The 23,324-nt window shown below is 41.0% G+C and carries 20 protein-coding genes and 1 riboswitch; of the genes, 13 read left to right on the top strand and 7 right to left on the bottom strand.

Features of this window, described 5'->3' with window-relative positions; translation table 11 throughout:
- Window positions 1–129: 129 nt before the first annotated feature.
- From G7Y42_RS10485 to G7Y42_RS10430, 12 genes are all read left to right on the top strand, one after another.
- Window positions 130–1,341, top strand: a complete 1,212-nt coding sequence (locus tag G7Y42_RS10485; protein ID WP_165005964.1) for an ammonium transporter — start codon at window positions 130–132, stop codon at window positions 1,339–1,341.
- An 18-nt stretch (window positions 1,342–1,359) separates the two neighbouring features.
- Entirely contained in the window at window positions 1,360–2,802 is a 1,443-nt protein-coding gene (locus G7Y42_RS10480) for an amino acid permease (protein WP_165005963.1), read from the top strand.
- Window positions 2,803–2,826: 24 nt separating this feature from the next.
- Entirely contained in the window at window positions 2,827–3,753 is a 927-nt protein-coding gene (glsA, locus tag G7Y42_RS10475) for a glutaminase A (protein WP_165006057.1), read from the top strand.
- Between the two features lie 164 nt (window positions 3,754–3,917).
- A complete protein-coding gene (locus tag G7Y42_RS10470; protein ID WP_165005962.1) occupies window positions 3,918–5,387 on the top strand; it encodes a hypothetical protein in 1,470 nt (489 codons plus the stop codon).
- A 191-nt stretch (window positions 5,388–5,578) separates the two neighbouring features.
- Window positions 5,579–7,339 (top strand): 1-deoxy-D-xylulose-5-phosphate synthase, encoded by a 1,761-nt coding sequence (locus G7Y42_RS10465; protein WP_165005961.1) that lies wholly within the window; start codon window positions 5,579–5,581, stop codon window positions 7,337–7,339.
- 81 nt (window positions 7,340–7,420) lie between these two features.
- Complete coding sequence (locus tag G7Y42_RS10460; RefSeq protein WP_165005960.1) at window positions 7,421–7,876, top strand: ASCH domain-containing protein; 456 nt, start codon at window positions 7,421–7,423, stop codon at window positions 7,874–7,876.
- Window positions 7,877–7,979: 103 nt separating this feature from the next.
- Complete coding sequence (locus G7Y42_RS10455; RefSeq protein WP_165005959.1) at window positions 7,980–8,663, top strand: N-acetylmannosamine-6-phosphate 2-epimerase; 684 nt, start codon at window positions 7,980–7,982, stop codon at window positions 8,661–8,663.
- 125 nt (window positions 8,664–8,788) lie between these two features.
- A complete protein-coding gene (locus G7Y42_RS10450) occupies window positions 8,789–9,403 on the top strand; it encodes a flavin reductase family protein (protein ID WP_165005958.1) in 615 nt (204 codons plus the stop codon).
- Window positions 9,404–9,496: 93 nt separating this feature from the next.
- Window positions 9,497–9,703: a hypothetical protein gene (locus tag G7Y42_RS10445; protein WP_165005957.1), complete on the top strand. Its 207-nt coding sequence runs from the start codon at window positions 9,497–9,499 to the stop codon at window positions 9,701–9,703.
- A gap of 275 nt (window positions 9,704–9,978) precedes the next feature.
- A riboswitch (M-box (ykoK) riboswitch) is annotated at window positions 9,979–10,145 on the top strand.
- Window positions 10,146–10,260: 115 nt separating this feature from the next.
- Window positions 10,261–11,424: an FtsW/RodA/SpoVE family cell cycle protein gene (locus G7Y42_RS10440; RefSeq protein ID WP_165005956.1), complete on the top strand. Its 1,164-nt coding sequence runs from the start codon at window positions 10,261–10,263 to the stop codon at window positions 11,422–11,424.
- Between the two features lie 104 nt (window positions 11,425–11,528).
- Window positions 11,529–12,413, top strand: coding sequence for an LCP family protein (locus G7Y42_RS10435; protein WP_165005955.1), 885 nt, complete (start codon window positions 11,529–11,531; stop codon window positions 12,411–12,413).
- Window positions 12,414–12,552: 139 nt separating this feature from the next.
- Window positions 12,553–14,592 carry a penicillin-binding transpeptidase domain-containing protein gene (locus G7Y42_RS10430; protein ID WP_165005954.1) on the top strand — a complete coding sequence of 680 codons (2,040 nt, stop codon included), beginning with the start codon at window positions 12,553–12,555 and terminating at the stop codon, window positions 14,590–14,592.
- 57 nt (window positions 14,593–14,649) lie between these two features.
- On the opposite strand, the gene G7Y42_RS10425 is transcribed toward G7Y42_RS10430, so the two are convergent.
- The 6 genes from G7Y42_RS10425 to G7Y42_RS10400 all read right to left on the bottom strand — a co-directional run bounded on the left by G7Y42_RS10425 (window position 14,650) and on the right by G7Y42_RS10400 (window position 20,871).
- Window positions 14,650–15,801 carry a monovalent cation:proton antiporter-2 (CPA2) family protein gene (locus G7Y42_RS10425; protein ID WP_165005953.1) on the bottom strand — a complete coding sequence of 384 codons (1,152 nt, stop codon included), beginning with the start codon at window positions 15,799–15,801 and terminating at the stop codon, window positions 14,650–14,652.
- Between the two features lie 148 nt (window positions 15,802–15,949).
- A complete protein-coding gene (locus G7Y42_RS10420; RefSeq protein WP_165005952.1) occupies window positions 15,950–16,471 on the bottom strand; it encodes a DUF308 domain-containing protein in 522 nt (173 codons plus the stop codon).
- 112 nt (window positions 16,472–16,583) lie between these two features.
- A complete protein-coding gene (locus G7Y42_RS10415; protein WP_165005951.1) occupies window positions 16,584–16,940 on the bottom strand; it encodes a DUF2200 domain-containing protein in 357 nt (118 codons plus the stop codon).
- A gap of 102 nt (window positions 16,941–17,042) precedes the next feature.
- Window positions 17,043–18,578 (bottom strand): alkyl hydroperoxide reductase subunit F, encoded by a 1,536-nt coding sequence (gene ahpF / locus G7Y42_RS10410; protein WP_165005950.1) that lies wholly within the window; start codon window positions 18,576–18,578, stop codon window positions 17,043–17,045.
- Between the two features lie 10 nt (window positions 18,579–18,588).
- Window positions 18,589–19,152 (bottom strand): alkyl hydroperoxide reductase subunit C, encoded by a 564-nt coding sequence (gene ahpC / locus G7Y42_RS10405; protein WP_165005949.1) that lies wholly within the window; start codon window positions 19,150–19,152, stop codon window positions 18,589–18,591.
- A 201-nt stretch (window positions 19,153–19,353) separates the two neighbouring features.
- Window positions 19,354–20,871 carry a helix-turn-helix domain-containing protein gene (locus G7Y42_RS10400; RefSeq protein WP_165005948.1) on the bottom strand — a complete coding sequence of 506 codons (1,518 nt, stop codon included), beginning with the start codon at window positions 20,869–20,871 and terminating at the stop codon, window positions 19,354–19,356.
- Window positions 20,872–21,016: 145 nt separating this feature from the next.
- Here G7Y42_RS10400 and G7Y42_RS10395 point away from each other — a divergent pair, with 145 nt between their 5' ends.
- Entirely contained in the window at window positions 21,017–22,096 is a 1,080-nt protein-coding gene (locus tag G7Y42_RS10395) for an LPXTG cell wall anchor domain-containing protein (protein WP_165005947.1), read from the top strand.
- A gap of 123 nt (window positions 22,097–22,219) precedes the next feature.
- On the opposite strand, the gene G7Y42_RS10390 is transcribed toward G7Y42_RS10395, so the two are convergent.
- The gene (locus G7Y42_RS10390; protein ID WP_165005946.1) at window positions 22,220–23,257 is read right to left on the bottom strand and encodes an AI-2E family transporter; all 1,038 of its coding nucleotides are present in this window, start codon (window positions 23,255–23,257) and stop codon (window positions 22,220–22,222) included.
- Window positions 23,258–23,324 lie beyond the last annotated feature (67 nt).

The following is a 23,324-nucleotide window of genomic DNA, read 5'->3' as shown; positions in this document are numbered from 1 at the left end:
AAAAGAGTTTCTTCGTATTTTATCGATTTTGTTTCTTTTTGATTTTCCAGGGAGAAATGGAAAAAACTCAAGAAAAAAACAGATAGAGCCTCCTCTATACTCGTGACTATAGAAAGGAGGTGGATGAACATGAACAATTTATCGATCAACACTGGGGATACAGCATTTATGATTCTATGTACAGCGATGGTATGCTTGATGACTCCTGGCTTAGCGTTTTTCTATGGGGGATTGGCCAGAAAGAATAATATCCTGACAATTATGGCACAATCTTTCCTATCGATAGGGATCACTACAGTTATGTGGGTATTCGGCGGTTTCGGATTGGCATTTGGCAAAGATATTGGTGGGATCATCGGTAATCCGGCCGATTTCTTTATGATGAGACATGTGACCAGTTATCCGAATCTTTTCCATGGAGCAACGATTCCGTTTCTGATGTTTTTTCTTTATCAGCTGATGTTTATCATCATTACTGTACCTTTGATGACTGGAGCATTTGCCGGAAGGATCAACCTGAAAGGCTATGTCTTATTAGTTGTTTTTTGGAACTTGTTGATTTACTTTCCTGTTTGTCATTGGATCTGGGGCGGCGGGTTCTTGGACCAAGTAGGATTTAGAGATTTTGCAGGAGGTGCTGTCATCCATACGACTGCTGGTTTCGGTTCATTGGCTTGTATCCTAGCTCTAGGACAGCGCGATATCCCATTGGCTGAACGAAATCAGCATAGTAATCTGATGGCAGCAGCAATCGGGACTGGGCTTCTCTGGTTTGGCTGGTTCGGCTTTAATTCCGGTGGTTCGCTACGGGCGGATTTTCAGGCAGCAAATGCCTTTGGAGCGACATTTATCGCTCTTGCTTTTGCTATGGCCACTTGGCTCATCGTCACACGTCTCAAAGGAGCAGAATTTGATTTTGTGGATATCTTGACAGGTTCCGTGGCAGGTCTAGCGACGATCACACCTTGTGCCGGTTATGTGAGTGCGAAGAGCGCCATAGTGATTGGGATCATTGCAGGGATCGTCTGTCGTGTGGCTGTTGACTTTCGAAAGAAAAAGCAGTGGGACGATGCGCTGGATGTCTGGGGTGTGCACGGAATGGGCGGATTCACTGGTACGATTTTGATCGGGCTTTTCGCTGAGAATACACATCTTGAAAGTCCGCATAGCTGGTTCTTATTGGGCGTACAGATCGTGGGTGTACTGGTCGTAGCGATTTATTCGTATGTGATGACTACAGGCATATTGAAAGTGATGATGCACGCAACTACGATCACGACTACAAAAGAAGAACAAGAAGAAGGATTAGACTTCACCTTCTTCAATGAAAACTATCATTAAAAGAAAAGAGGAAGATTCATGCAAGAAAGCAAAACGAAAATTCCTGCAAAAAAATTGACATTCTTCGGCTTTTTAGCCATGACGATCTCGATGGTCGTTTCGTTATATGAATATCCTACCTTCGCCACATCCGGATTCAGTTTAGTCTTTTTCCTTTTATTGGGCGGATTGCTATGGTTCATCCCAGTTGCATTATGTGCAGCAGAAATGGCGACAGTGAAAGGCTGGGAAAAAGGTGGCGTCTATACTTGGGTCAGCCGGACGTTAGGGAAACGCTTCGGGTTTGCTGCGATTTTTTTCCAGTGGTTTGAAATCACAGTCGGTTATCTGACCATGCTGTACTTTCTGACTGGTGCGTTATCTTATGCCACAGGGATCAGTGCGATCCAAAACAATAAATTTTTGAAATTAGCGATATTATTAGTGATTTTCTGGGCGATCCTTTTGTCCCAATTAAAAGGAACGAAATACACTTCATTGATCGCCCGTGTCGGGTTTGTCGCAGGGATCTTATTACCGGCTTTAGTATTGTTCGGCTTAGGGATTCACTATGTTGCTTCGGGTGCACCACTTCAAACGACATTATCGATGAAAACACTGATTCCGGATTTTTCTAAATTGCCGACTCTAGTGGTTTTCGTATCGTTCATTTTAGCGTACATGGGGGTAGAGACTTCTGCCAGTCATGCGAATGAAATGGAAAATCCTAAAAAGGATTATCCGTTGGCTATGTTCGTGCTAGTTATTCTGGCAATCATTTTAGATACATTCGGTGGTTTGACTGTTGCGACAACTGTGCCTCAGCAAGGATTGTCTTTGAATACCGGCGTGATCCAATCACTTGAATTTTTATTGCGCCACATCGATCCTCAGCTTGCATGGATCGCAAAAATACTGGCTATCTTGGTTTGTCTTGGCGTGATCGGAGAAATCGCCTCTTGGGTGACCTCACCTTCGAAAGCACTGCACGTAGCAGCAGAAGAAGGATTGCTCCCTGAATATTTTTCAAAAGAAAACAAGCATGGTGTCCCAGCTCATTTGATGATCGCTAATGGGGTCGTAGCTACGATCTGGGCAGTTGTTTTCACGTTGAGCGGTGGCGGGAACAATCTTTCCTTTTTAGCAGCTATGTCGTTGACAGTGGTCATTTATCTGATGTTGTACTTTATGTTCTTTATCGGTTATCTGAAATTAGTCTTTACTGACGAAAATCTGGAAAGAGCTTATCAGGTACCAGGTGGGAAAGTCGTGAAAACGATCATTGCATGCCTTGGACTACTGACTTCCTTGTTTGCATTTGGTATCTCTTTTGTACCGCCAGCAAGCATAGCCGCTGGACAGCACGGCATTTATGAAACGATACTGATCGTCTCTTATCTGGTCGTTTTAGTCATCCCATTCACGATTTACGCGTGTCGGCATAAGTTCCATCCTGCTAAAGCAGTCACGTCTCAAAAATAAACAAACAGAAAGCTGGTTATGAATATGGATGTGAAAGAATTAGAACAATTAGTTGGGAAAAACTTTCATTACTATCAAACAGGACAAGTAGCGAATTATATTCCCGCGCTAGCAAAAGTGAACCCAGAACAATTAGGAATGGCCCTTTATGACTTGAAAAGCAATCGACTGATCCAAGCCGGAGATGCACAAGTTCGTTTTGCGATCGAAAGTATGTCCAAGGTTCCAGTCTTACTGCTAGCAATCAAAGACAACGGACTTGAAAAAGTATTCGAAACGATCAATACAGAACCTACGGGCTTTGCGTTCAATTCGATTTTGAATATGGAAATCAACCATCGAAAACATCCGATGAACCCATTCGTCAATGCCGGAGCAATTGCAACGACTTCTTTGATCCATGGGAAAGATGCAGACGAACGATTTTCACGTATTTTAACTTTCATGAAAGAAATCTGCGATGACCCTGGTATCACATTGAATGAAGAAATCTATCATTCTGAATCAAGAACCGGAGACATCAATCGTTCCTTAGCTTATTATATGAAAGGGAATCAGATGATCGAAGGGGATGTGACAGAGATTCTAGATGCCTATTTCAGACAATGTTCGGTCAATGTGACTGCAACAGGCATTGCAAAAATCGCGGCTGTTTTAGCCAATAAAGGTGTAGCTCCTTGGAATGGACAGCAGATCGTTTCTGAAGAAAGTGCAACGATCGTAAAATCCATCATGACAACTGCCGGTTTATATGATGAATCAGGCGAGTTTTCAGTTCATGTCGGTGTGCCAGCTAAAAGCGGCGTCGGTGGCGGTTTGATGGCTGCTGTACCGAATCGATTCGGTATTGGTGTATTCAGCCCTGCACTTGATCCTTATGGAAACAGCGCTGCTGGTATCCAGTTGTTAAAAGATGTGATCAAGGAATTGGATGCGGATATTTTCGAATAAAATCAGGAATCTATCAAAAGAAAACAGAAAAAATAGCTGTGGTTTTTACCACAGTTATTTTTTATTGGTCGAGAAAGGGGATTCTCTGTCAAAAAGAAAACAAAATACGCTTCTTAAGTTATGGTTTAATAAAAAGCAGATAACGTGATAGGAGTGTACCAAAAATGTTGGAAAGCTATATTGAACGAAATATCTTTCGCAAAGTATATTTATGTGAACAGCTATTTGAATTTCAAGAAATCAATATTGACGAAGCGGCTCATCTGCTTCATGTATCGACACCTACGATCGTTCATGACTTAGAAAGTATGATCGAATGCTTGGAATACTGTATAGAAGAACATGAGAAAAAGAAACATCTTTATCGAATTGTCTTCAAACACGGCATATTACTCTCAGAATTGACTCAATTTCTTTACGGACAATCGTACTTTTTAAGGTTTTTAAGCTATTATTTCAAGGGCATATTTTGCAGTACAGCTCTTTCTGATCTGGAATTCATTTCACTGAGCAAGGTCTATGCGATCAAAAAAACGGTGTTGGATTTTTTCAAGGAAAACCATTATCTCAAAGCAAAGCAAATCATCATTCCGGAATTTGACATCAGAAACATCCTATTGGCATTAGTACAGTATATCAACTGGGACGGCTACGAAAATAACAACCGGGACATCCGCCAAGCCTGTGAGGAACTGATCTGTTATGTGGAAACAAATTTTTTCAAAAGAAGATACCCGATGGAAGAAAAGCGGTATATCCAACGAGGGATAGAGATTGCTTTAGGAAGAAAAAATCATCCGATCAGTTTCTCTGAACAAGATAAATGCGAAGCAGAAAAAAAGCCGTTGTTCCAGCTAGTCGCACAAGGACTCCAAGAACAAGCACATAGGCTTAAATTGCAGGAAGAAGACGTGTATTATATCTTCTCCTTGTTCAACTCCAGGAATTACACCAATGAAAATATGGAATTGATGCGAAAAGATTTTGACATCGTTTACGAAATGTTCGTCTCCAATCATCCGATACTTACAGAGCTGACGAATGAGATTTCTAGACAAACTCAGCTAACTTGTGTCGATCATTTTATTTTCAAGCGATCGTTCCTGCAATTCATTCGAACTTTTTGGGGAGATGGGCAGATTTTTCTGCCGGAAAAAATCTATTTGTTGACAGAAAAGGAACAGGCACTTTATCTTTGTGTCGTTGAGATTTTGCATTCATGGAAAAAGAAACATGAACTTAGTATCAGATGGAACGAGAACTTAGTACGGAAATTTGTTAAGAGCATCTATCTGACGACTGATCAAGAGTCGGAAACTATGGAACGAGAAATCTTTGTCGTTTCAGACAATCCCTTCAAGCAAATCTATTATCGTCAGAAGCTAGTGGGGTATATCGATGAACAAAATGAGATCAATCCAACGATCTATCATCATTTGGATGAATTGGCAGAAGAGTTTTTATATGCGTCAGAACGAATCGTGTTTTGTGAAGCTGCTGTCTACCAAAAAGGGTTCGATACCGAAAAAACGAAAGTGGTCCAGATCTCATTGAAGAATATCGATGAGCAGCTTTGCCGTTCAATCAAATCGTTACATCTTGAAAAAGAACGGTTCACGCCGCAGACTTTTTAAAAATGATAAAAAAACTTCAAAAGGACGAAGATCTTTTTGGAGTTTTTTTGTGGAAAAATAAATACATAGTCGATCCACCTTATTTTCCTTTAAAATCCTCTTGACTTGGAGTTCACTCTAAGTAGTACAATGATTGCTGTGTTAAAAAATCTATCTTTAAGCATGAGGTATGATAAAGGAGAGAATGTCATATGAACACAGCTTTACGCGTACTGGACAAGATCAATCGTCCAGCAGATGTGAAACAATTGAATCTAGAAGAAATGACACAGCTTGCAAGCGAGATGCGTCAAATGATTCTGCAAAAAGACAGCCAATTCGGCGGTCATGTCGGTCCTAATCTAGGTGTTACAGAGTTGACGATTGCGTTCCATTATGTATTTGATTCACCGAAGGATAAGATCGTTTGGGATGTATCTCACCAATCTTACGGACACAAGCTGTTAACAGGGCGCAAGAACGGTTTTGAAGAAGGACACTATCATGAAGTGACTGGTTATTCCAACCAGCATGAAAGCGAACATGATTTCTTCACAGTCGGTCATACGTCAACGTCCATCAGCTTGGCTGTCGGGTTAGCAAAAGCAAGAGACTTGAAAAAAGAATCTGGCAATATCATGGCATTTATCGGAGATGGCTCTTTAAGTGGCGGTTTGGCATTTGAAGGATTGAACAACGGCGGAGCGTTGAAGTCCAATCTGATCGTCCTAGTCAATGACAATGAAATGTCAATCGATGAAAATCACGGAAGTTTGTATCGTAACCTAGCCGAATTGCGTCAAAGCAACGGGCAAAGCGAAAACAACTTGTTTAAAGCAATGGGCTTCGATTATCGTTACGTAGAAAACGGGAATGATCTAGAAACAGTGATCGATTTGTTCAAAGAAGTAAAAGATATCAGTCATCCAATCGTTCTTCATGTCCACACTGAAAAAGGACACGGCTATCAGCCTGCAGTTGACAATAAAATGAAATATCACTGGCATGCGCCTTTTGATTTGGAAACAGGGGAAGCAAAATCTGTAGCCAATGGAGAATCGTTCAACCAGATCATCATGGAATATATGGATAACAAAGCGCAAACAAGCACTCAGCCAATCGTTGCTGTCAATGCAGCTATTCCCGGGATGTTCGGACTGAAGGAATTCCAAAAGAAACATCCAGACCATTATTTTGATGTAGGGATCGCTGAACAGCATTCCATCACTTTTGCGTCTGCTTTAGCTTCTCAAGGTGTTCGCCCAGTTGTCTTCCAGTCAAGCACATTTTTACAACGTGCTTATGATCAATTGTCTCATGACCTAGCTATCAACGAAAACCCAGCAGTTATTTTAGTGGGTGGAGGAACGATTTCTGCAAGTGATCGGACACATCAGGGAACATTCGACATCCCATATCTGTCAAGTATCCCGAATATCAAGTATCTTGCACCTGCTACGAAGGAAGACATGATCTCAATGCTGGATTGGGCACTCGCTCAAACTGCTCAGCCAGTGGCTATCAGGATCCCAGCTCACGGTGTTCAGCATGGCGAAGCAATTGCCAAAGATTACAGCCAACCAGCTTATCAGCTGTTAGCGCAAGGTGAAAAAGTAGCGATTCTTGCATTAGGCGGCTTTTTGGAATTAGGCAAGCAAGCAGCCGAAGCCTTCAAGTCAGAAGGGATCAATGCTACTTTGATCAATCCAGGTACGATTACAGAATTAGATGAATCGACCTTGGATGCATTGAAAGAGAATCATCAACTAGTTCTTACATTCGAAGATGGCAGCTTGTCAGGCGGATTTGGTGAAAAAATCAGTCGTTTCTATGGTAACACATCAATGAATGTCTTGAATTTCGGTGCTAACAAAGAATTCACAGATAGTGTCCCCGCAGCTGAGTTGTATCAGCGCTATCATTTGACACCAAAACAAATCATCGAAGATAGCTTAGCTGTCTTGAACCAATAAATGTGTGACTCGTCTTACTCTTAGTGTACAATTAGGAGTAAGACGATTTTTTTGTATCTGCTAAAAGAAGGAGAAAACAAAATGACTGCAGCAATCGAAGAATATATCCATAATTTCAAGTTAGAATTTCCTGCGTATCATGCGGAGAAACTAAGTGGTTTTTCATTTGGGAATACAGAAGAGATGGCTGATGAACTGAGCCGATTAGTAGCAGAAGGCATCAAAACAGGTACTTCAAGCATGCTAGATGAATATGAATTTGCACATGAATCTATTCCTGCGAAAAACAAATTAGAGATTGTCTTAGATGGGAAAAACCAACCAGTATGTATCATCAGAAATGTCGCTGTCGATATTCTCCCATTCAATCAGATTACGGAAAGGCAAGCGTTCAAAGAAGGTGAAGGCGATAGAAGTCTATCTTATTGGCGTGAAGTTCATGAAGCTTATTTTTCTGAATGCTGCGAAAAACGAGGCATCGAATTTACTGAAGATAAACTGATCGTATACGAAGAATTTGAGGTCGTTTATAAATGAAGAAGCGTTCGTTCTTGGCAACCAAACGAATTGACACTTCAATAGAAAAGGGTTACATTTTTTATGTGCATAAAAACGTTAATCATCAGATGGAGGAGATGTCATGGATGTTTTAAAACAAATCAAGGGCGGTGTCGTAGTCTCTTGCCAGGCGTTAGAGAACGAACCGCTTCACAGTTCATTTATTATGGGGAAAATGGCTTTAGCTGCCCAAGAAGGTGGAGCAGTTGGGATACGAGCAAATACAGTCGATGATATCGTTGAGATCAAGCGAAATGTAGATCTGCCTGTCATTGGGATCATCAAGCGAGATTATGACGGCTCGGAAGTATTCATCACACCAACGGAAAAAGAAATCAGCGAACTTTTAAGTACAGAAACTGAGATCATCGCACTTGATGCAACTTCCCGAAAAAGGCCTACTGAAACGTCTATCGCAGGACTTGTTAAAATGATCCATGATGGGAATAGGCTGGCAATGGCAGATATTTCGACGTTTGAAGAGGCAGTGCAGGCAAAAGAAGACGGGTTCGACTTAGTATCAACAACGTTAGCCGGATATACTGACTATTCACGGAAAACTGATGAACCAGATATCGATCTGCTGAAGCAAATCGTGGAGCAAGTAGATTTGCCAGTGGTGATGGAAGGGCACACGAATCATCCAGCACAAGTGACGAAAGCTTATGAAGCAGGGGCTTTTTCAGTCGTTGTAGGTTCGATCATCACGCGACCACAGCTGATCACGAAAAGCTATGTCGAAGCCGCAAAAAAAGCAAATGACTGAAAACAGCGCAGTTGCTTGACAAAATCCAAATGTTGATAGATAGTTTAGAGCAGATTCTAAAGGATGGAGAAACCTTCCTTTTAGAATCTGCTTTTTAGCCTATTTTATAGAGAGAAGGTTGACAGATGCTGAAAAAATCTCCGACAGAACTGACAGAGCGGGAGAATTACAAACTGCTGATCGGTTCCGTCATTCCTCGTCCCGTTGCAGTAGTTGCGACAAAATCAAAAGAAGAGATCATCAATATCGCACCATTCAGTTACTTCAACATCGTGAGCTCGAATCCTCCGATCTTATCACTAGCGATCCAAAGAAAAGAGGGCAAGTTGAAAGACACCGCTCGGAATATCCTTGATACAAAAGAGGCCGTGATCCATATCCTAGACGAAGACAATCTAGAAGAAGCAAATAAAACAGCGGCGAACTTGTCTCAAGAAGAAAGTGAACTTTCTCTGACCGAATTTTCAGTCAAAGACTCCAATACAATAGCAGTCCCAGCCTTGGAAGAAGCAAAAGTCCATTTCGAAACGAGGTTGTATGACCATCTTGCCATCATAAAGGACCAAGAGACGACCGCTGATCTCTTCTTGCTAAAGGTAACAGAGTATCACTTAGACGAATCCGTATATGATGAGAAGACAGGGCGGATCGATCCAGTCAAGCTTGGAGCGATAAGTAGATTGGCAGGAAATGATTATGCAACGATCGGAGATATCATCAATATTCCTCGTCCTGAATAAAAATAACAGATGTTTTTTGAGAAGTGTGATAGAATATAGCTGTTCATAAAGTGGCTGGTTATTTTTGTACAGCCAAGAAGGAGAGAACGAACGATGTTGAAAATCAAATATAAAGTATCAGAAGACGCAAAAATCATGGAGAAAGACTACGAAAACGTCAATGCTTTCTTACAAGGACAATACTTAGAAGTACCGCCATTACAAGATCATTTTATGGTTGTCGAAGCAGCCGATGATGGAGAAGAAATCAGTCTGAAAGATCGAACGATCGGCGGATTATTCAACTATTTGAATAAGTAATTACTAAAACTATTTATTCCGAAAAGTTAAAGCATCAAAATTCAATACTTAAAAAAATATAAATTAATCACGAGCAGGCGACCTTTGATGTAAAAAAATACAGAAGAGGCTGCCTGTTCTTGATTTGTTATCAATCCACAGAAACAGACCCCGGTGTTTTTCTGTACGTCGTCCATTTCTTAATCTTTCTTAAATTTAGTTATTTAATTTCAGAATGTATTGCCAAAAAATGACGACAAGGATATGATGAATTCGTAAAAAACAAAAAAATATAGTAATAACCTTGTTAGGTGAGGCTCCTATACAAACATAGGCTATTGCCCAGAAACGTCGAAAGTCGCCAATGGGTAAAACAGAAACTGTCGGATTAAGGCTTTTTCCAATAGCTAAGAATATCTTCTTTACGTTGTATAGTGCTAAAACTCGGACGATGAGATGATGCTAGGTCAGAATTCTTGTTCGAAAAGGTTTCTGACCTTTTCTATTGCTTGATGACTGCCCCGATAGTTTTTCTTTGCTTTTACCTGACAATCAGTTACTGAGAGGGAGGTGATGCGATGAAAAAAAAGAAAAAGATCGATTGGTTGATTTTAGGTCCATATCTGGCCTTGTCACTGATTGGTCTTTTAGAAGTGTATAGTGCGAGTTCCTACCGTTTGTTAGCAGCCGGTGCAGACACAAAAAGCTTATTGATCCGACAACTGATTTTTATCCTCATTAGCTGGCTAGTGATCGCTTTTAGTTATTCACTGAAAAAGAAATATTTGTTTCATCCTAAATTAGCAGTTTACGGCTTATCATTAGCTATTGTCTTCTTGATTTTAGTGAAAATCGGACTATTTGGCGTAACTGTCAATGGTGCGCAACGATGGATCTCGATCTTTGGTGTTCAATTCCAGCCATCAGAGTTAGCCAATTTTTGTCTAATCCTCTATTTAAGCTGGTTTTTCCGGGATACGTTCAATAAACCGAAAAACATACTTGTTCCTATTCTGATCACGGGAGGGACAGCATTACTCGTATTGTTCCAGCCAAAGATCGCTGGAGCACTGACGATCCTGCTGATTGCTGGCGTTATCTTTTGGGCGGCGGTTATTCCAGTGAAAGAAGGGCTCTATGTCGTTGGAATAGCTGTACTTTTATTAGTAGGGACAGCAGCCTTAGTGATGCTTTTAGGCAATAAAGGATGGCTCCCTAGTATTTTCGAACATGCTTACGAGAGGATCACGACACTCGGCGATCCATTTGCAGATGAACATGGCGCAGGCTATCAGATGAGTCATTCTTACTATGCTTTATATAACGGCGGAGTTTTAGGTCGTGGGATCGGAAATAGTATCACGAAAAAAGGCTATCTGCCAGAACCTGAAACAGATTTTATTTTCTCGATCGTTACAGAAGAGCTAGGGCTTATAGGGGCGATGTTCGTTTTACTGATGCTCTTCTTGTTATGTATGAGATTATTTTATCTAAGTACTCGATGTAAAAACCAACAAGAAGGACTGTTTTTTTTAGGATTTGGGACATTATTGCTCAGCCAGACAAGTATGAATATAGGAAGTATCTCAGGACTGATACCCATGACAGGAGTGCCATTACCATTTGTCAGTTATGGGGGAACAAGTTATTTGATTCTTTCATTAGGAATCGGGCTCTCGCTGAATTGTTCGTCTAGAAGACAGGCCGAAGAGTTGCCGCTCTATCGACCTGAAAAACAATAAACCTATACTGAGAATTTTCCCAGCTTGGATTATCATAAAGGACAACTGCCGATTTTTCAAGCATGGGACTTATATTAGAATGCTGATAGAAAGAGGAATGGAAAATGAAAGCATTTCAAAAAGTCATATTAGGAGTCTTGTTACTGTTTGCGGTTGTGATCGGTTTTTTCTCCATCGAATTCGTTCAAGGCTTTTCATCTGTAAAACAGTCAGCAGCTGTAAAAAAAGAAGAACCTGAAAATATCCCAACAACGATAAATGTAGCTTTGATCGGCTCCGATGCACGCTCAAAAGAGGAAAACGGGCGTTCAGATTCCTTGATGGTCGCTCAATACAATCAAAAAACACAAAAAGCAAAACTCATTTCGATCATGCGAGATTCATACGTCGATATCCCTGGATATGGTTTCGACAAAATCAATGCTGCCTATTCATACGGAGGAGTCGAACTGCTTAACAAGACGCTGAAAGAGAATTTCAAATTTGAAGCGCCATATTACGCTAGTATCACATTCCAGGATTTTATCGATTGCGTGAACGAACTGTTTCCAGATGGAGTGACGATTGATGCAGAAAAAAATCTCGATTTGGATGGTGTATTTATCAAAAAAGGGACGCAGAAGATGGATGGGAATACGTTATTGCAATATGCACGCTTTCGCGAAGATGAGGAGGGAGACTTCGGCAGGATCCGGCGTCAGCAGCAAGTCATCAAAGCGATCTCTGATCAGCTGAAGGATGTCACTTCTATCTTCAAGCTGCCAAAAGCAGTTGGGAAACTGTTAGGTAGTATCCAAACGAATCTGCCAGAAAGCGTCCTGATCGACTGCGGTCTTGATTTTGTCAAAGGAAAAAACAAACAAATCGATACACTTTCCGTACCAGTCGACGGAAGCTGGGATTTCAACGATTATACTCCTTCTGGAAGTGTACTCGAACTAGATCTCACTAAAAATCAGCAAGCAATTAACGCTTTTTTGACTAAGTAAGCAAAAAATAAAAGAAAATTTCATAAAGAAGCTGGAAATAGCAATTCCTGTTATGTTCCGGCTTCTTTTATTGTGTTAAAATAAAGCAGTAAAAGTGACAAATGAATCTATCACTTAGAGAGAATGCGGGAGGAAAACGATGAAACGAAGTGACCAGCACGTCAAGAAGAATCGGACGGGCGCTTATATAGCCGGAGCGGTAATTCTACTTGCTGCAGCAGGTGGAGGCTATTTTTATTATCAGCATCATCAGGAAACCCAAGCAGTGAAAGCTGGAGAAAAAACGATCAATCAGTTTGTCCAGTCTTTGAACAAAGCTGACTATGAAAAAGCAGCGAAACTCACTGCTGAAAAGGCTGACGGAAAAAGCGCGTTGTCAGAACAGGAGATCCTGGAAAAATATCAAAATATCTACGGTGCTGCAGACATCAAAGAAATAACAATTTCGGATCTGGACGTAAAGAAAAAAGACGATACAACCTATACATTCAACTATAAAGCAACTATGAGTACGGCATTAGGCGAATTGAAAAATCTTTCTTACAAAGGGACTTTGTCAAAAGATGACGGACAAGAAAAAATCAATTGGCAGCCGAGTCTGATCTTTCCTTCAATGTCAGGAAATGACAAAGTCAGCTTAACTACTCAAGAGGCAGCTAGAGGAGAGATTCTGGACCGGAATGGACAGCCTTTAGCAACGACAGGAAAATTGAAGCAGCTTGGTGTCGTTCCGAACAAACTAGGTGAAGGAGACGAAAAAACGGCGAATATCAAAGCAATCGCCAAGACCTTCGATTTGACAGAAGATGAGATCAACCAAGCGATCTCTCAAAGCTGGGTACAGCCTGATTACTTTGTTCCATTGAAAATCATCGATGGCGAAACACCGGAACTTCCTGCTGGAGCAACCATACAAGAAGTCGATGGCAGATATTACCCATTAGGCGAAGCCGCAGCACAGTTAATTGGATATGTCGGCGATATCACAGCAGAAGATATCAAAAAAAACCCAGAATTGAGTAGTAATGGTAAAATCGGCCGTTCTGGTTTAGAGATGGCTTTTGATAAAGAACTACGGGGAACCACCGGAGGAAAACTAAGTATCACCGATTCTGACGGAACAGAAAAAGAAGTATTACTTGAACATGAAGTAAAAAATGGGCAAGACATCAAGTTGACGATCGATGCAAACGCGCAGAAAACTGCTTTTGACAGCCTTGGCGGGAAAGCTGGTTCTACTGTTGCGACGACTCCGAAAACTGGTGATCTGCTCGCACTTGCTAGTTCACCAAGTTTTGATCCGAATAAAATGACGAATGGAATCTCTGCGGAAGATTATAAAGCGTACGAGGAAAATCCGAACCATCCATTTATCAGTCGTTTTGCGACAGGGTACGCACCAGGTTCTACTTTTAAAATGATCACTGCAGCCATCGGTCTAGATAATGGAACCATCAACCCCGATGAAGTATTGACGATCAATGGCTTGAAATGGCAGAAAGACAGCTCTTGGGGATCCTATCAAGCAACACGGGTAAGTGATGTCTCTCAAGTGAACTTAAGAACTGCCTTGATCTATTCTGATAATATCTACATGGCGCAAGAAACACTGAAAATGGGCGAAAAAGCATTCCGTAGCGGATTAGACAAGTTTATCTTTGGTGAGGATCTAGACTTGCCTATCAGCATGGATCCTGCTCAAATCTCTAATGAAGACAGCTTCAACTCAGAAATCCTTCTGGCGGATACAGGCTACGGACAAGGACAGCTTCTGATCAACCCGATCCAGCAAGCAGCGATGTATTCCGTATTTGCCAATAACGGCAACCTGATCTATCCGAAGCTGATCGCGGACAAGGAAACAAAAGAGAAGAAAAACGTGGTGGGCGAGTCAGCAGTCCAGACAATCGTTCCTGACTTGAGAGATGTCGTTCAGGATGTGAACGGAACGGCACATTCTCTTGCAGCTCTTGGGATTCCTTTAGCAGCCAAGACTGGTACTGCAGAAATCAAGGAAAAGCAAGACGAAAAAGGTCAGGAGAACAGCTTCTTATTTGCTTTCAATCCAGACAATCAAGGCTACATGGTCATCAGTATGCTTGAAAACAAAGAAGACGATGATTCTGCCACGAAACGTGCACCAGAATTATTGCAGTATCTGAATCAGAATTATCAATAAAAAACAAGACCGTACGGATTGATAGTCGTACGGTCTTGCTTTTTATCTTTCTGTATATCATACGTCATAGACTTTTTTCGTGAAGTATTTCAATATCAGTGGTGAAATCAGCGTACTCAATAAAATGACGATGACAAGAGGGGAGTAATATTGCGGCTCGATCACTTTGCTTTGCTGCCCGATCTGCAAAATGATCAACGCCATTTCTCCGCGAGAGATCATTCCTGCTCCAACCATCAAAGAACTGTGTTGCGAAAACCCAGCAATCTGAGCGCCGAAATACCCGCCAAACAGCTTCGTCAAGATCGCTACGATCGTCAAAATCGCAATAAACAATAATTGTTCGACAAAATTAGAAAAATCGACTTCCAAACCAACACTGACAAAAAATACAGGAATGAATACCGCATATCCTAACGCTTCTACATTGTGGTACACTTCTTCCTTGACTTTTGTCTGACTGACGGCGATCCCAGCAAAAAAAGCGCCAATGACTGAGCTAAGTCCGACAAGATCCGCAACGTAAGACATTCCTAAACAAAGGACCAGTGAAACGATAATAATCGATGAATTTGCGTACAATTTCTGAGCAAAGGACAATAAGAATGGCGCGACCCATTTGACCAGTAGAAAGATAAAAATAAAGTAAACAACCTGTTCGAGTAAAACAAGAGGTACTGGCGTACTCCCTGATGTTTCCCCTGTTAGAAATGACAAACTGAAGCTGAGCACCAGTACAACCAGAATATCATCCACCACAGAAGCCCCTAAAATCGTCAAGCCTTCTTTTGTATTGACGACCTTCAATTCCTTCAGAACTTCCACTGAAATACTGACAGATGTTGCGGCCAGTATGATCCCGAAGAATATTGCTTCATTTCCTGAAACCTGGAAAGCTTCGCCCGTGAGCCAACCAAATACTACAGGAAAGATAATCCCTAGTAAAGCAACGAACATACCCGGACGAAAATATTTCTTCAATAAAGAAAGATCACTTTCCAATCCTGCCAGAAACATCAGTAAGATCACACCGATTTCCGAAAAGTCATGAACTAGTATATTAGGATGTACCCAATTCAGTCCAGCCTGGCCAAGAATCACTCCTACCAGCAGCTGACCAATCACAGCTGGTATACCGATCCGTCTCGATAAATGAGAACCGATCGTCGTAGAGATTAGAATCAGGCATAAAATACCTATAAATTCCATAAATAATCATCCTTCCAAATATTCTCATCCATTAGCATAACACACATTATTAAATTTTTCGGGCGATATACTTATAAAAAAACAGTATGACGCGAGGTTTAATCACGTCATACTGCCAATCAAACTATTTTTCTTGAAAAATGAAAAATCAATACATTCTTCTTACTCTGATGAAATTGATGATTTCCAAAATCCCCATGAAGATCAAAATAAACCCGAAGATTTGGAAGAGAACCATCAGACTCTTGAATGGATTGAACAATAAGACTAGTCCGCCAATTAGCAAAACGATGCTGTAGAGACTCCAGCCTTTTGCTTTTGTATTCATGCTGAAGAACAATTGGAACAGACTGTTGAAGATGACTGCCAAACCAAGAAGAATTGGTAAGATAGAGACGATCGCCGGTGCAAAGGCAAAGACGATCAATGCAACGATCAAGAAAAACAGACCGCTGAACAACCCTAAACTCCATGAGCCAGTTCTCTTTTTGAATCGGTAAGCCTCGAAAAGATTGAGGATACCAAGCAAAGCAAAGTAAGCCGTGATCAGATAACCAATAAAATGGAAAACAGCAGAAGGGTTCAGCACAATCACAATCCCAAGCACAACATAGATAAGAGCTCGTAGCAAAGCATATTTTTGGATATTTTGCTTCATCGTATCAAACATATTCATAACCTCCTTTGCCTTATTCTACCGTGAACAAGAGATTTCACCAAGCATTATCAATTAGTCAGGAAAACTTCGAAAGAAACCAGAAGCATCCTGCTGATACGATCGCTTAATCAGCCGATCTTAGGATCTTTTCCATTTTCTTTCCTTTTGCCAGTTCATCAATCAGCTTATCCAAATAACGAATCTCGCGCATAAGTTTATCATCGATCGTTTCGACTCGTACCCCACAGATCACACCGGTAATCAATGAGCGGGCAGGATTGAGGGAAGGAGCTTCTTTAAAGAACTCTTCAAAGGTGACTTCCTTTTCAAGCTGCTGCTCTAATTGAGATGGAGAATAACCAGTTAGCCAGTGGATAATCTCATCTACTTCTTGCTTCGTTCGATTCTTTTTTTCGGCCTTTTTGACATAAAGAGGGTAGACACTGGCAAAAGCAGTGGTAAAAATACGATTTTGTGTCATGCGCGTACTCCTTTTTCCTTTTATTATATAAGAAAAAGAGAAATAGCAACAATAAAAAAGCAGAAAGGAGAGAACTCCGATCTGCTTAGTTCGTTGATTGGCTCAAGACTGCTTTCGAATCAGATAGTCAAAGGCACCTAATGCGGCGGTCGCTCCTGAGCCCATAGAAACGATGATTTGTTTATAGGCACTATCTGTGCAATCGCCAGCTGCATACACACCTTCCATATCAGTCGCCCCATATCGATCGGTGATAATCTCTTTTCGTTCATTTAAAGCCAATGTCCCATCAAGCCAATCCGTATTAGGAAGAAGACCGATCAGAATAAAGACACCAGATACCGTCAATTCATGTGCCAGCCCAGTCGAGCGGTCGATATAAGACAGCCCAGTCACTTGTGTATCTCCGCTGATCTCATTTGTTTCTGCATTTGTGATCACTGTGACATTTGTCAAAGTGGCCAGTTTCTCTTGTAAAATCTGATCGGCTTTCAATTCTGGCAGGAACTCCAGTACATAGACATGCTTCGCTAGCCCAGCAAGATCGATGGCTGCTTCTACGCCGGAATTCCCACCGCCAATCACAGCGATCTCTTTGTCTTTGAACAAAGGACCGTCACAGTGAGGACAATAAGCGATCCCTTTGTTCTTGAATTCTTTTTCGCCAGGCACGTGGATCGGACGCCAATGTGCACCAGTTGCAATGATGGCTGTTTTTGACCGCAAAGAAACACCACTAGCTAAGCCAAGTTCGATCCGATTCTCTTTTCTTTTTAGTGATACAGCCCGCTGATTGGTCATGATGTCCACTGGATACGTACGTAAATGTTCTTCCACTTGTTTCATCAGCTGAGGGCCTTCTGTATAAGGAGTCCCGATCATATTCTCGATGCCTAATGTTTCAACTACTTGTCCGCCGATCGCATCAGCGACTAGCCCCGTCCGAATGCCTTTTCGGGCGGCATAAATCGCTGCACTGCTAGCTGCGGGCCCGCCGCCAATCACTAACACATCATAGAGTTCCTCAGTATTCAATGTTTCTGTATCTGGAGATGTACCCACGATTTTCTCGACGATTTGTTCCAAGGTCATTCGACCGCTACCAAATTCCTCGCCATTCAAAAAGACAGTTGGCACAGCCATGATCTTCTTTGCTTCAACTTCTTGTTGGTAGGCACTTCCTTCGATCATCGTGTGCGAGATTTTTGGATTGATGACAGAAAGGATATTCAACGCTTGCACAACATCAGGGCAATTGTGACACGTCAAACTGACGTACGTCTCAAAATGTAGATCTTTGTCTATTCGTTCGATCTGATTTAACAGCGAGTCACTGATTTTAGGCGGGCGGCCACTAACTTGCAGCATAGCAAGCAGAAATGATGCAAATTCATGACCTAAAGGCACCCCAGCGAAACAGATGCCGCTTTCTTTCTGGCGATTGATTTCAAAACTTGGTGTTCGAGAAAGATTTTTTTCTTCGAGTAGGATTTTTGGAGACATATCTGCGATTTCTTGTGTAAAAGCTGCCATTTTTTCAGACGCTTCGCTATGATCCAAACTGACTGAAAAGGTGATAGGCTCGTCGATCAGTTTTAGATAAGGAATCAAATTCTGTTTCGTTTCGTTATCCAACATAAGCGGTCCTCTATATCTTTCCGACAAGATCAAAACTTGGTTTCAATGTCTCGCCGCTTTCTTTCCATTTAGCAGGGCAGACTTCCCCTGGATGCGTACGAACATATTGCGCTGCCCGTATCTTATCGATCAGTGCGCTGGCGTCTCGTCCAATCCCATCTGCATTGATTTCCATCGCTTGGATAACCCCATCTGGATCGATGATAAAAGTCCCGCGTTGTGCCAACCCTTGTTCTTCGTCCAGTACATCGAACAGGCGTGACAACTGATGAGAAGGGTCTCCGATCATCGTATATTCGATTTTGCCGATAGCATCTGAGGTGTCATGCCATGCTTTGTGTGTAAAGTGCGTATCTGTCGAGCAGGAAAATACTTCTACACCTAGTGACTTCAGTGTTTGATACTGTTCTTGTAAATCTTCCAGTTCGGTAGGGCAGACAAAGGTAAAATCTGCAGGATAGAAACATAAGACACTCCAATTTCCTGTAAGTTCTTTCTCTGACACCTCTAAAAATTCGCCTTGACGGTACGCATTTGCTTTAAATTCTTCTACTTTTTTTCCAATTAACGACATAAGAAAACCCTCCAATAATTATTATTTATTTATAATCATTATAATTAGAAATCTAGAAGGAAGTCAATATATTTTTGTTATTTATTGCATTTCCACTAAAAAAAGTAGGTTAAATATAAATCGCTATCATGGTGGATTTTAACAAAAAAGTGATTGATTCAACCGATAGCGGAGCCAATCGCTTTTTCGTTTTTTATTTTCTCACTTAGACACTTTCTCTTTCAACTCGAACACATACTCCGCGATTTTCATGATTACTTTTTGCCAATCTTGAGGTGTGATGATCCCATCCAGCAAATAGATCTTCTTGATATGTGATGGCAGTTGCAAAGGGCAATCGCTGATGACGATATCACATGTTTCCATGAAGTCTTTCTGGATCGTGATCGATTCTTTTGAAAAGATCTGTTCGATTTTCACTAACAGATCCTTACTGATATAAAAATCTCGCGTGTAATTGACACCGATAACGATCGGACGTTCTTTTTTGTATCGGTCGTATAAATGAACGAGATCTTCAATCATCCATTCTTCATTTTCTTTTTCTGCAAGTGGAGCGAATTCATCTTGATGGTGTTGTTTGAAAGCACGATAGAACTGCTCGATTACGACTTGGATCTCTTTTAGTCCGGCATGTTCTTGGTAAAGCATGAATGTCGGAAGGGGCGTGTTCGGTTGGTCTGTACTGAGAAAACCGCTGTAAATGGTGTTTTTTGCGAAATTCAAACTGTAGATGATCCGATAATTTTCAGGAATCGACAGATCGAAAGTTTCGGAAAAAGCTTCGACCAGTTTTTTAGAATAAAGGATATGCGGCACTTTTGCTTCAAGCAGAAGGTCATATTGTCCACGACTAGATGCTTCATCTTCGATTTCTGAGATCGACAGTCTGGCTAGAACATTGATCATTATCCTTTGGTCACGGCAAATAGGGAGTCCAGGACGTAAAATATCGACGATCGGGTCAATGAAAAAGTCGATGTACGCATAGTTTTCAAATTCTTTTTGAACAGCGCCAGAAGTCGTTGCCGGAAAACTCTCTCTGCATATTTTCAGCAGAAGGTATAACTTATCAACCATTCCAACACTCAATCTTTCCAGCACTTCTTTTTTAAAGTAAGTAGATAATGTCAATCCGATCATTTGCCGGTCTTCCTGATAAAAAAGAGTGGCAGTGCTTGAAAAGATATTCCAATAAACATCCAGCAGACAATATAAGATCTGTATTTCAGTACCCGAAAGATCCTTGGTTCCTTTATTGGAGAAAGAGACAGTTAATCCATATAAGGACAAAAATTCATTGATGGCTTTCATTTTCGAGTAAATATACGAGGCGCTGTAATTCGTCTGCTGACTGAGAGCGATGATGGAATTGGTCTGTCGGTTGAATATAGCAGTCAAAATCTGATAATTCGTCGATTCGATACAATATCTGCCAAAAAGGCGGTAATAACAGAAAGCAAGGTCTGTATCTTCCAGCTCTAATTTCAAAAAATGTTTTTGTTTATCTATATGGATGTTTTTCAATCCTAAATTAGCGAAATCTTCTTCCAATTCCTGGATGTAAAGAAGAAAATTCGATTCTGACATCTTAAAGTGATTGGCTAGATAAGGGATAGTGATAAAAAGACGATGCTCAGTCAAAAAAAGGAAAATCTCCAGTTTGACTTTGTTTTTCTTCTTTAATAAATGAGTTTTAATCGCTTCTTGTGTTTGCATCAACGATCCTCCAGTTTTTTTACATATATCTATTTAAGTTTACTTTTTTTTTGGTCATTTTCCACAAAAAAATCATAACCACACTTGCTTATTTTCAATTATCTTATTTCTGGCATATAAATCATATGAGAAATGAGGAATATTCATGAACTACATACCAGTTTTGCTCTCTACATGTTTAGTAGCAAGCATGGCTTTTCTTCCTATGCCATCTGAACAGGTAAATGCAGAGGAAACAAGGATGGAAGTGTCACAATGGGCAGAATCCAAATGGGCGAATGTCAACCGGATCACATTCACAGATGAACATTCTTCTTTCAATTCAGGCGTTCTTCAATTGAAGAAAGGGCAGACAGCAACGATCCATACTACGGTGGATTATTCAGGAGATCTTGTCCCTATCCTACAATCGGATGTTCGCTTCGAACAAGTCGATCCAGCGTTATCCATCGATTATGATGCAAATACGCTAAAGATCAGTCATCGACAAGCATCTTTTACGTTCACTGTAACATTGAATCAAGAGATTGCCAAACCAGCGCTTTTTACCGTAAAAGTAGCGGATAGAATCCCGGATGACCACCATCATCTGACACCTTACAGCCAAAGACAAACGATCGAACAAGCGGTCGATGAACAAAAACCACCTGAAGATCTTGGAGAAAACCCGTCAGAAAAACCTGGGCAAGAAACCGATCCGACCCCAGAGCCAGATACTGACTTGGTACCAGATGAACAGCCGAGTGAGGAGGAAACGAAAGAGGAAGAAATCGTCTTGCCAGAAGAAAAACCGGAGCCAGCCCCGGAAGAACAGCCAGTCGGAACACCAGATCCTGGTCAAAACCAGGAACCGTCATCCGAATCTGTTCCAGTAACAGATATCAATGAAAACAGCACAAATTCGGACACTAAACCGTTCGAGAAGACTACATCATCTACGTCAGATCAGATAAAGGAACTAAATAACAAAGAAACAATTTTACCTGTAAAAGAAAGCAGCCAATCTGATTCTGCAACTCCTCAAAAAGTGACAGAAAAAATGGCAAAAACGATTCCTTCAGAAGAAGCCGGAGCAGCGAGAACATCAGAAGAAAAGATAGACAAACAACTATTACCGAAAACAGGAGAAAGCCAAATAAACAACACTTTTTACAGCTATGCCGGAAGCTTATTCGCAGTGGGAACCATACTGTTATTTAGAAAAATCAAGAAAAACAGATCTTAACAAATCAATATAAAAGACATCCAATGACCGTTGATAAAAAAGCGCGAACTGCAGCTCAAACGTTCATTGGATGTCTTTTTAATATTCTTGCCAGATGATCAAGAAAGGTATATTTTGGATAACTTAGTGAATTGTTGTTTCTTTTGTCGTGTGTTTAGGGATTTCTTTTACTTTCAATACATCTAAAAAGAAGGTGAAAATCGGGATACCTACGATCAGCCCCCACACACCGAAGAAACGTTCACTGACAAGCAGAACAACAAATGTATAGAAAATCGGTAATTCTGTTTTGCTGGACATCAGTTTCGGATTCAGTACGTACGACTCGATCAGATGGACGACTAAAATGGTCAGTAAGATATAGACGACATCGCGAATCCCGCCTTGCGAATATGCAATAAACGAAAGGGGGATACACGAGATAATAACACCAGCAACAGGAACCAGACTCAAAAAGAAAACCATGATCGCCAGACTCAGCAACTGGTGGAACCCGAAAGCAGCGAGTGCGATCGTAGTCAAAAGTGTATTCAAAAGTGCGATGATGAACTGTGCTTCTAAAACAAGACCAAATGTGTTGACGAATTTATAAGCAAAATAGTAGATATCCTGGAAGAACCAGGAAAATTCACTTTTCAAAAACAGACGAGAGAAAACGACCGTTTTTTTCTTTTCGATCATAAAAAAGAAGCTCAAGATAAACGACATGGCAAACGCAATCGCCATTTTCCCGATATCTTGCAGATAACCCAAAGCAATCGAAGCCCCGTTTTGCAGCTGCTCGAAAAAGTCGTTCCGTTCGATATAGTTGTGGATATAAAGCAGGACCGGGTCAGCATCTTTTGGCTGATGCTCATAAAAATTGATGACCGACTGCACCATATCGAATGTTTGATGGATGAGCATCGGGATATATTTTGTAAAAGCCAGATAAATCAGACAAACGATCAAGGCATAGATGATGATCGCAAGAACCCCAGTAGGTATCCGGACAAAGCGTTGGATGATCTGGACGAAATGGATCATCAGATAAGTGAAGATAAAAGTTAGAAGAATCGTTGTGATCATACTTCTAACTAAAAATAAAACAAAAATAACAGATAATAAAACAGTCAGACGGCGAATTTTTTCATTCGCTAAAAAACGCTGATATACAGTCAAAGAAACACCCTCCATGTAAAAATAAACTCGTTATTATTATAAAGAAGAATGTCCAAATAAGAAAGCC

It is taken from the genome of Enterococcus sp. ZJ1622 (assembly GCF_011038845.1).
Classification (GTDB): domain Bacteria; phylum Bacillota; class Bacilli; order Lactobacillales; family Enterococcaceae; genus Enterococcus_B.
The sequence above is the reverse complement of the archived record's forward strand: the minus strand, read 5'-3'. Positions and strand labels throughout refer to the sequence as shown.